Genomic DNA, 9,754 nt, shown 5'->3' on the forward strand with positions numbered 1-9,754 from the left:
ATAGCGGATCATTTGCAACATATGCTCACCAGGCGCTCGGTCCATGGGCCGGTTTTACAATTGGGTGGTTGTACTGGTTCTTCTGGGTGGTTGTTATTGCAATTGAAGCCACTGCCGGCGGTGCTATTATGAATGGATGGATTCCTGACGTGCCGATATGGGCGTGGAGTTTAATTCTAACCTTTTTATTAACGCTTACAAATGTTTATTCTGTCAGGTCATTCGGAGAATTTGAATACTGGTTTGCGATGATCAAAGTGGTTGCTATTATCCTGTTTATTCTTTTAGGTGCTGCCATTATTTTTGGATTCGTACCCGGCATTGCATCACCGGGGCTATCTAACTTATTCGGACACGGAGGCTTCATGCCAAAGGGAGTCGGTGCGATCTTCGTCGGTATCGTTACGGTTGTTTTCTCGTTCTTCGGGGCGGAGATTGCTGCGGTTGCGGCCGGTGAATCGGAAAATCCGGAGAAGTCGGTTATCATCGCAATTCGAAGCGTCGTCTGGCGTATTTTAATTTTCTTCATCGGTTCTGTGGCTGTGCTCGTGACGCTGCTTCCATGGAATGCCGGTGAATTGTTGAAGAGCCCGTATGTGACCATGCTGGATATGGTAGGGATTCCGGGCGCCGCCGAGGTAATGAATGTTGTCGTACTGGTAGCCGTTCTGTCCTGCTTGAATTCCGCACTCTATACAAACTCACGCATGCTCTATTCTCTTGCAAAAAAAGGAAGCGCACCGCGCGCCTTGACGAAGATTAGCAAGAGCGGTGTGCCGGTAAGAGCGGTATGGGCCAGCACGATTTTCGCCTATGTATGTGCAATCTTTAACTTTATTTCACCGGACAAGTTATTCTTATTCCTTGTTAACGCATCCGGTGCAATTGCCCTCCTTGTTTATTTGGCTATCGCCGTTTCACATCTGAAACTGCGGAAAAAGGCGGAACGGGAAAATCCGAAGGCGCTCACATTCAAGATGTGGATGTTCCCATATCTAACTTATGCAACAATCCTGGCGATGGTTGCCATTCTAATCGGTATGGCATTTATTCCAGATATGCGTTCGCAGTTCTACCTCTCGATGTTGCTTGCCGTTGCGGTTGTCGGTTCCTATTTCCTGTTTGTTAAACCGAAACAGGAAAAGCAACAACAGTATGAACAAGATCAACATAAAGAGGACAAAGACTATACCGGCGGAATGTTGTCGAAAGCTGAGAATTAATATTAAGAAAGCAAACAAAAACGAGGCACTGGTTGCAAAATGACCGGTGTCTCGTTTTTTCGTTATAATGTCGTAGCTTTCGCGGAGGAAATAGAGGGATTGTTTGTGTGTTAACCCCACTTATGGTGAAGGCCCGGTAACGGATTCACCTGGGAAATCCCCGCTTCAAGCGCGCATGCGATAAGTGGGGGAATGTTCATTTTGAAGCATCATGTCGACTTGCTCCGGAGATAGCCGTTTGACGAATTCGATGAAATCAAGTGTCACTTCAATTTCATAGCGACGGCAAGTAGTTAAATAGCGCTCCCAGGCAATCTCATATTTCTCTGTACGACTCATACCGTCCTCTCCCTTCGGTTTCTAAACTGTCCTTTGTCATTATTATATAACAGTAATAAAAACTCTTCAACTGTTATATAAAATAAAGTTTCATTAAATAGATCAAATCGCAATTGTGCAACCAGCTCGGGCATCCGTGCGATTTTTAGAATGTGTTTTTCTAAAGGAAAGGAAGCCGAACGGAAGCGGCGTTTCGACGGGAGAAGGATATATGAAGAGGAAGAGGGCCATACCTTTAGGCGTGTGGATGAATTACGCCGCACGAACGTTCGATTTTATGTTATACTACAGGAAGAGATTTCTAAGGACGGTTTCGATGAAGCCCGCTCACTCATTTCGTAAACCGTTCAGATCATCGTGGTCAAATACAATGCCGCAAGGAAGCGAAGGAGAAATGCGGGAAAGACTTCCACGTGCCTCAGCCGTGGGAGAAGATCAATGATTATAAGTGCGATAGAACGGTACAGGGAGGAGAAAGAGCATGAAACTGGATCTGCAAACAGAACTATGCCGGCGCCTGAACATTACATATCCTGTCATTCAGGCAGGAATGGCCGGAGGGCCGACGACGGCGGAGATGGTTGCCGGCGTATCAAATGCGGGGGGGCTGGGAAAGCTGGGTGCGGCGTATATGGTTCCGGATGCGATTCGCGACACGGTACGGGCCATCCGGCGTTTAACCGACCGTCCATTTGGTGTGAATCTATTCACGGTGGATATGACAGATGACTTATCGCGCGTGAGGGAGGTACAGCGCATGCTGGACCCGCTGCGGGAAGAGCTGGGCATTGCGCATGGAAAAGAAGACCTTCGCACTCCGAATTGGTTCGCCGAGCAATTCCAAGTATTGTTGGAAGAAGAAGTGCCGGTTATCAGCACGGCGTTTGGCGTCCTGCCGGATGATGCAATGCGCGAGGCGAAAGCGGCGGGCCGGACGGTGATGACGATGGTAACCACCGTCGAAGAGGCGAAACTGGCGGAAGAGAAGGGAGCGGATGTTCTGGTGGCCCAGGGAAGCGACGCGGGCGGCCATCGCGGCACATTTGATATAACGAAGCATCCGTACGGTGCTAACATTGGGACCTTTTCCCTTGTGCCGCAGATAGTGGACAATGTACGCGTGCCGGTAGTGGCCGCAGGCGGCGTTATGGATGGCCGGGGACTTGTGGCCGCGCTTGCGCTGGGCGCGCAGGGCGTACAGTTGGGTACACGGTTTTTGACCTCGGCAGAATCCGGGGCGCATCCGGCCTATAAAAAGGCTCTGCTGGAGAGCACCGAGGAGGATACCGTCATTACAAAAGCGTTCTCCGGGCGTCCGGCACGAGGAATTCGCAACGCCTTTATTGACCATGTAGAGAATTCGGGAGTAGCTCCGCTGCCGTTTCCGAGTCAGAATACGGCGACCGGCGATATCCGGAAGGAAGCAGCGGCACAGAACGATCCGCGATACTTGTCGCTTTGGGCCGGACAGGCAACGCGTTTGCTAACGGATGGAGACCGTGCGGAAGAAATCGTAAAAGAAATCATAGCTCAGGCGCAAGAACTGTTAAAATGAAAAGGGAAGAAAAAAATGGTTGCTCAAATATTCCTACATACCTTTATAAAAAAGCTAACCGGCTGCGTGCTGCTTATTCTGGCGCTCGCCGGAACGCAGGTTCAGGCTGAAGCAGTTTCCGCTTCTTTCCGGGAGCTTTATTTCTTTAAGCAAACCCCTTATTATTCTATGCCCGGCGATACGCAGGCGGCAGGGTATATTCCGCCGCGGGAAATGCCGGAAGGAGTGCTCGAAACACAGGGAGAGTGGTATAAAATCGGATATGGGAAGCAGGAAGTCTGGGTAAGGAAAGCGGATGTGTCCCATATTCGCATCCTGCCGGAAAAAACGGGAGAAGATACGGAGCCGACACGTAAGTACATGTTCCTCCATCACCCGGTTTCCGTCTACCAGGAAGCAGACCCCCGCTCAAAGCGGTTGATGTATATTCACCCCCAGCGTATTCAAGTTTTGAAGCAAAACGGTGGCTGGTACCAGATCCGTACCGATAACGGACCGGGTTGGCTATATGCGGGAGCAGATCAGGTAACGGAAACCATCGGTGTGCGCAAAATCACGGTGAAGGCCCCTATTCCGCTTTACCCGTATCCCGATCTGTTTTGGGAGCAGGTGGGCACTCTTTCAAACGTTCCGTATGAAACGATTGCATACGCTACTGCGGGAAACTGGTATAAAATCGAACAGCAGGGTCGTTTCGTATGGCTGCATGCTGAAAAAGGACAGGTGGAGTCCGCAAAGGCCGCATACCCGGATCGTAAAACCGAAGCAAACGGGTATGTCAGTAATGTAATTTTCATGACGGAAGCCCAGCATACAAAGACGGGGGATTTGTTTAAACGGATGGTCGTTCAGTGGAACAATCGTCCACACTGGCTGTTCGATACGTTTATTATTCGCCCGGTAGGAAAAGAGAGACGCGGCTATAGTTTTGAGACGTTCGACGCAAGCAAAGGCAATCCGTCCGAAACGCTGCAAAAGTATGTAACCGAGGTGTTCTCTCCGGGAAAAGAAATCGATTTATTGGAGAAAGCCACGCTGAAAGCGCGCATCCAGATGAAAGATAACGGATACCGGACGAATGTGATTATCGGTCTGCCAAATCCGACGGGCACCGTGCACCCGACACAGCGAACCGCACTGGTAAACGGGTACATTGAACGGATTATCTCCCAGTGGGAGGCAAGAAAACCGCAGGCGCTCCGTCTTGCCGGTTTTTATTGGACCAACGAAATTGTGCCTGATGCTGACCGCGCATTCGTGAAAGAAGTCGGAGAAATGGTGCGGAAGAAAGGGTATAAATTTTATTGGGCCCCATATTTTCAGGCGGCAAACGCCGAACAGTGGAGGACGCTCGGCTTTGATTTCGCCTGGCTGCAGCCCAATCACTATTTCAGTAAGGAGAACTTCCCGGGTGCGGATATGCTGGGCGAGACGAACGCGATTGCCCGTCAGACCGGCGCCGGGACAATGCTGGAATGGAACTGGAAGCTGATTGAAGATCCGAAGTATGTGCAGGCATTGAATCAATATCTCGATTTGGGGCGTCTGGCGGGCGCAAATCGCCCGAGCGTATTTGTCTATGACGGGGAGGGCGCGGTCGACGCATTCTTCCATGATGTGAACGCGGCCAAACTGGGTCATATCAAAGAAAAGCTGTTTGCCTATCTGCTGGCGAAGCCGCAGGAGGAATAAAAAATAAGAGGGTGCCATAGCAGCACCCTCTTATTTTTTGACGTGTTTTTGGATGATTACGTTGTTAATCTCAATGGATTCGGACGCTGTGTCGTAGTACATATCTCCGACGATGCGGTCTCCCTCTTTCACAATAAGCAGAACGCTCCAATCCTCATGTTTCGGAAAATCCAGATGTTTGGGTATATTCGGCTCTTCGCCTTTGATTTCACCGTAATACCAGCGGTCTGCAGCCACATGGTAGATGAGGGTTTTATTTCCTGAAATGGCCGGTAGTGGCAGGCGAAGGGTACCGTCGGCGCTTATCCCCATCTTGCGTGCGGTTTCATATAATTGTCTGGTCCAGTAGGCAAACGTGCTCCTATCTTGAATCTGCGTATACCGTGTGTAAGCGGCTGTTTGGGCTTTTTGAAGGTTGGCTGTCACTACCTCCTGGCTACTGCTGATAAACCGGGAGGTACTCGGGTTGGAAACGGCAATTGCCGGCATCGTATGCATGATAGAGGCAATCCCTTTGTCATGGGCCATTTTTAGAAACTGTATCGCTTCGACCCGGCTGACTTTTTTGTCGCCGCCATAACCCGCGATGGTGGATTCCCCGTCCGCGCCTTTCGTAATTCCGTGTTCGTACATATAGGCGATGGCACCGGCGTCATCGTAATGTTTCCCACCGGCAGCCGCGAGTAAATGTGCGACCTGCAGGCGCGTAAGTTCGGCGGTACGCTGTTCTGGTTTGTCCGTTGCAGCTGGCAGGTTATATTGACGGGCTAAGCGGTATATATCCTCGGTCGTTCCAGAGCCTATCTCATTTTTTGTATTGGGATACAGGCGCATCATCATGCCGAGGAATTCCTGTTCCGTGATAATCTGGGCGGGTTGAAGCACGGTCTCCTTTTGTGTTTCCAGAATATGCGCTTGCGCCGCCCATGGCAGCGTGCCGTTTATCCAGGCCCAATGGGTGCGCGGCACGTCGGTAAAAACGTTGTGCTCGTCCAGTGCGTAGGCTGTGGAGAGAGACGTAGCCGTGAAGCATGCGGCAAGCGAAAGAGCGGCCGTTGCCATGCGAAGATATGTATGTTTTCTGCGGATTAACATAGTTTATTTTTTCCTCTCTCTGTGTAAAGTTTTGTATCTTCTAGCATTATACAATAGTTGAATTCCCATTTATAGAATGGGCAGCAGAAAACTACCGTGGCCGATTAACAGGGAACTCCCCGGTGTATCGGCTTCTTAGTGAGCCGGGAAGTAGATCATTTGAATGATGAAAATAACCCCGAACACATAAAGATAATACCGGCTAAAAACACCGTGCCGAACACGGTCTGATACGAAATACCGTGCGTGGCGACTACGCTCGCAAAGTATGCATTCATCCCCATCCCCGGAGCAATGGCGATAGGGTATTTGGCAAGCAGTCCCATGCAAAGCGTACCTATCACAGTAGCGATAATCGTCGCCATGAACACCTGATTGAACGGAACACCGGCAGAAGAAAGAATCGCAGGATTGACAATCACAATATAGACCATCGTCAAGAATGTGGTTACCCCTGCAATTGACTCCGTCCTTATATTCGTTCCGTTTGCCTTAAGGTTAAAAAACTTCTCCATAAACATCCTCCCGTGCAAATAAAAAATCCCTAACCGAAAATAGGTACAGTACACCCTATATTCGTAGTTAGGAATTTATGGTTCCCTGTAGAGACCCTCAAACCGTATTATTGAGGATATACGAACAAAAAAATAAGATGATCGTAATGTTTTGAACATCTTGTATCTTAAAACAAACGATATAGCGATGTCAAATGTTTATTGTTCGTAAAATATGCGTTTTCAAAAAACAATTCTTCTGCCGCAGGAGAAAAAGGGATTGGGCGAGTTTGGATTCGGATAAAAAATAAGAGTCACCAGGAAAGGTGAGCTCTTGTCTCAGTCAGACGGGCTGTTCTTCGTTTCTTTTGTCAGGGGAAGACGGATAAAGAAGAAGGGTCGGTTTTCTTCATTTTTAACCCAAATCTTCCCGTGATGCAGAGCGACAATTCGCTGTACAATCGCCAGGCCGAGTCCGAATTGTCCGTCTGCTCCTTTGCGGTAAGGCTCGAAAATCGTTTGGATGCTTTCTGTTGGGATGGGGGGGCCGTCGTTGCCGAGGCGCAGCAGCAAAAAGCTCTTATGTTCTTCATTTTGTACTTCCCCTGTTACGAAAATCGTTCGTTTCGCATAGCGAATCTGATTATCCAGCACATTTTCCAGCGCGGTACGCAGTTGTTCTTCATTGCCGAGGATGTGGGCGGAAGGTATGTCGTATACCCATGCAAGCTCCGGTCTTCGCCACCGCAAACGCTGAATGGTTTCACCTGCAATCTTTGCAAGAGGAACCGGATAGAAAACTTGCTCCTCAGCCGCTAAGTAGTCGAGTTTTGTCAGATAGAGCAATTGCCTGACCTGTCGCTCCAGCCGCTCTGCCTCCTTCTCGATTACATCCACCGTTTGCGGTAAATCGCCGGAAGGATACATGCCGTCCATTATGGCCTGTGCGTAGCTTCGAATGACCATAATGGGCGTTTTTAGTTCATGCGATATATTCTGTAGCAGCGTCCGCTGTGTTTCGTCCTGTCTCACCAGCCGTCGACGCATGCGCTCCACCGATGCGGCCAACCGCCCGATTTCATCTTTCCGCTCAAGCAGCAGCGGGCTATGCCAATCGCGCTCGGCAAGCCGCTCCACATGCTTTTCAATCTGAACAAGCGGCCGGGAAAGGTACTTAGACAGCCAGTACGAAAACGGAAAGCTGGCGATAAGAACCAGGAGCGCCATACCAAACAACTGGCGGATAAACGAGGAGATAAATTCCCTTTGATATGTGTCCCATGCATAAGAGAGCAGAAAGAATGCCTGTCCCTCCGTCTGGGCGCTGCGAATCATATAATACAGCGTCCGGTTTCCCACTTTACTTTTGTATTCTTTTATCGGTTCGGCCTGGGTAAGGGCTTGCTCCTGGGCTTGTGATAAAAATTCCGGGGATAGCGATGCGATCGCAAAAGGCGGCGCCATCCAGCTTCCGTCTGCATACAAAAGATGGCGTACGACACCGGACTCTTTTTGACCGAACCGCTTTCCGGGATCAAGGCTGTTGCCCGTCCTGTCCCAGAGCAGGGCTTGTGCCTCTTTAATACGTGTATACGTATCCTGGACGAGGAAAGGCCGGACGAGGACAGGAATTAGCACGATGACAAGGCAGAGGACGATCGTCATGATTCCTGTGAATACAAACCATATTTGTACAGCCAGCGGTCGGTTTCTCATATGTTCGTCATCCTGTAGCCGTAGCCGTATAGCGTTTCGAGGCGCAGATCCGGCATTTTTTTGCGCAGACGCCGCACTAGATCGTCCACGACACGGTCCGTACCGAAATAATCGGTCCCCCAGATATGATTAAGAATCTGTTGGCGGGAGAGGGCCTGGCCCTGGTGTCCGGCAAACAATAGCAGCAAATCCAACTCCTTTGAAGTCAAATCGACAGGTTGGTCATCGTATAGCACCCTTCGCTCTTTTTCATATATCGTGTAAGAAGAAATGGTAAGAATGCCTGTTGTTTGCTCAGCGGATACAGGGGCTTGGCTGTTAGGACCGTATACTCTTTCAAGCAGTTTACGGGTACGGATGACAAGCTCGCGGGGCAAAAACGGTTTGGCGAGATAATCGTCGCTGCCCATCTCCAGGCCGATGATACGATCTAAATCCGCGTCTCTGGCAGATATGAAAATGACGGGAAGTTTGGCGTTGTTCGACTTAATGAGATTGAGAAGTTCGAAACCGTCCGTATCAGGCAGCATAATGTCGAGAATCCATACGTGCGGATTCTGTGGGATTGCCGCTTTTGCCTGCGCGCCGGTAAGAAACGATGTAACTTTCCAGCCCTCATTTTGCAAGTAGGACGTCAACAGGCGGTTCAGATTGGCTTCGTCTTCAACCAGGTATACATGATACGACATGGCTCCTCCGATAATTCAGTCTTTATATATTAAAGATAAAGAAAGGAACATGCAGAGGCAACATGTTCCTTTCATTAATGATCAGAATTTTACAGGTCGTTGTCATGGAAAAAGACTGGGCCGTCCGGATTCGGCAGTTGCTTTTTCAATTCCTCTACGGTAATTCCACGCTCTTTTGCAAGTGCGGCGAGGTGCGCTTCATGCATCTTATTAAGTTCCGTTTTCAACTCATCGACGCTCATTCCGCGTGCCTTTGCCATCTCAGCCAGGTGGTTTTCGCGCTTCTCGCGCATTTGCTTTTTCAACTCTTCCACGGTAATGCCTTTTTCCTTGGCGATTTCAGCCAGCTTTGCTTCCCTTTTTTGCTCTATCTGCTTTTTCAGCTCATCCACGGTGATGCCTTTTTCTTTTGCCACTTTCTCCAGGTCAAACTTCTTTCCATGCATTTTGCAGCCAAAACCGGCTGCATGTGCTTTGGCTTGACCTTCGTTTGCCGACTCGGCCGGTTGATCGGCTGCAAATACGGAGCTTACCGCAGCCAAAGCCAATCCGGTTCCCAGCAGTATCGCATACAGTTTCTTTTTCATTCAAACTCCTCCTGTAATTTAGTAAAATGGTACAAGGTTGTTTACGGTATATAGGATAGACAAACAATGCGGAAAGAATATCAAAAAATTGTGGGAAATTGTCAAAAAACAAAACTCCCACGGCTTTTCAGCCACAACCCTGACATGAAAATCATACTTTTGCGGTAGAAGGAAAAGAGAGGAGAGAACGAGGAAATGATTGCAATGCGGAAAAAGGCGAAGGCCTTTTTCTTCCCTGGCTCTCCTTTCCTCTTCCCCCTCCTTCTTTTCTCGTGATTTTCACAAAAAACCACCATGGCATCTCAGCCGCAACCCCGACATGAAAATCATGGGAAGGGCGGTTGACTTTTGTGGTACGAAGGAA

Annotated in this window: 8 protein-coding genes, 1 pseudogene and 1 riboswitch; of the genes and pseudogenes, 3 read left to right on the top strand and 6 right to left on the bottom strand. The window is 49.3% G+C overall.

The window, feature by feature from the left end:
- The coding region (locus B2899_RS16205; RefSeq protein WP_286887158.1) for an amino acid permease at positions 1–1,223 on the top strand (1,223 nt) is incomplete at its 5' end.
- Positions 1,224–1,388: 165 nt separating this feature from the next.
- Here the strand turns inward: B2899_RS16205 and B2899_RS16210 are convergent.
- Positions 1,389–1,562, bottom strand: a complete 174-nt coding sequence (locus B2899_RS16210) for a hypothetical protein (RefSeq protein ID WP_170230319.1) — start codon at positions 1,560–1,562, stop codon at positions 1,389–1,391.
- Between the two features lie 481 nt (positions 1,563–2,043).
- On the opposite strand from B2899_RS16210, the gene B2899_RS16215 reads away from it, so the two are divergent.
- Positions 2,044–3,117: an NAD(P)H-dependent flavin oxidoreductase gene (locus B2899_RS16215; protein ID WP_146811237.1), complete on the top strand. Its 1,074-nt coding sequence runs from the start codon at positions 2,044–2,046 to the stop codon at positions 3,115–3,117.
- Between the two features lie 15 nt (positions 3,118–3,132).
- Positions 3,133–4,809, top strand: coding sequence for a DUF4855 domain-containing protein (locus tag B2899_RS16220; RefSeq protein ID WP_286887161.1), 1,677 nt, complete (start codon positions 3,133–3,135; stop codon positions 4,807–4,809).
- A 30-nt stretch (positions 4,810–4,839) separates the two neighbouring features.
- On the opposite strand, the gene B2899_RS16225 is transcribed toward B2899_RS16220, so the two are convergent.
- The 5 genes and pseudogenes from B2899_RS16225 to B2899_RS16245 all read right to left on the bottom strand — a co-directional run bounded on the left by B2899_RS16225 (position 4,840) and on the right by B2899_RS16245 (position 9,390).
- Complete coding sequence (locus B2899_RS16225) at positions 4,840–5,904, bottom strand: S-layer homology domain-containing protein (RefSeq protein WP_286887163.1); 1,065 nt, start codon at positions 5,902–5,904, stop codon at positions 4,840–4,842.
- Positions 5,905–6,077: 173 nt separating this feature from the next.
- Positions 6,078–6,419 (bottom strand): annotated as a pseudogene (locus B2899_RS16230) (solute carrier family 23 protein); the annotation flags it as partial.
- A gap of 44 nt (positions 6,420–6,463) precedes the next feature.
- A riboswitch (purine riboswitch) is annotated at positions 6,464–6,563 on the bottom strand.
- A gap of 174 nt (positions 6,564–6,737) precedes the next feature.
- Entirely contained in the window at positions 6,738–8,114 is a 1,377-nt protein-coding gene (locus B2899_RS16235) for a sensor histidine kinase (RefSeq protein ID WP_146811233.1), read from the bottom strand.
- Positions 8,111–8,803, bottom strand: a complete 693-nt coding sequence (locus B2899_RS16240) for a response regulator transcription factor (protein ID WP_286887167.1) — start codon at positions 8,801–8,803, stop codon at positions 8,111–8,113. The genes B2899_RS16235 and B2899_RS16240 overlap by 4 nt, the downstream gene beginning before the upstream one ends.
- A gap of 89 nt (positions 8,804–8,892) precedes the next feature.
- A complete protein-coding gene (locus B2899_RS16245; RefSeq protein ID WP_146811231.1) occupies positions 8,893–9,390 on the bottom strand; it encodes a hypothetical protein in 498 nt (165 codons plus the stop codon).
- Positions 9,391–9,754: the final 364 nt, after the last annotated feature.

The sequence above is a fragment of the Aneurinibacillus sp. UBA3580 genome (genome assembly GCF_002375825.1).
Classification (GTDB): Bacteria; Bacillota; Bacilli; order Aneurinibacillales; family Aneurinibacillaceae; genus Aneurinibacillus; species Aneurinibacillus danicus.

Excerpts from the sequence above, each read along its gene's own strand:
- B2899_RS16210 (WP_170230319.1), bottom strand. The coding sequence starts at position 1,562 with ATGAGTCGTACAGAGAAATATGAGATTGCCTGGGAGCGCTATTTAACT.
- B2899_RS16215 (WP_146811237.1), top strand. The coding sequence starts at position 2,044 with ATGAAACTGGATCTGCAAACAGAACTATGCCGGCGCCTGAACATTACA.
- B2899_RS16220 (WP_286887161.1), top strand. The coding sequence starts at position 3,133 with ATGGTTGCTCAAATATTCCTACATACCTTTATAAAAAAGCTAACCGGC.
- B2899_RS16225 (WP_286887163.1), bottom strand. The coding sequence starts at position 5,904 with ATGTTAATCCGCAGAAAACATACATATCTTCGCATGGCAACGGCCGCT.
- B2899_RS16235 (WP_146811233.1), bottom strand. The coding sequence starts at position 8,114 with ATGAGAAACCGACCGCTGGCTGTACAAATATGGTTTGTATTCACAGGA.
- B2899_RS16240 (WP_286887167.1), bottom strand. The coding sequence starts at position 8,803 with ATGTCGTATCATGTATACCTGGTTGAAGACGAAGCCAATCTGAACCGC.
- B2899_RS16245 (WP_146811231.1), bottom strand. The coding sequence starts at position 9,390 with ATGAAAAAGAAACTGTATGCGATACTGCTGGGAACCGGATTGGCTTTG.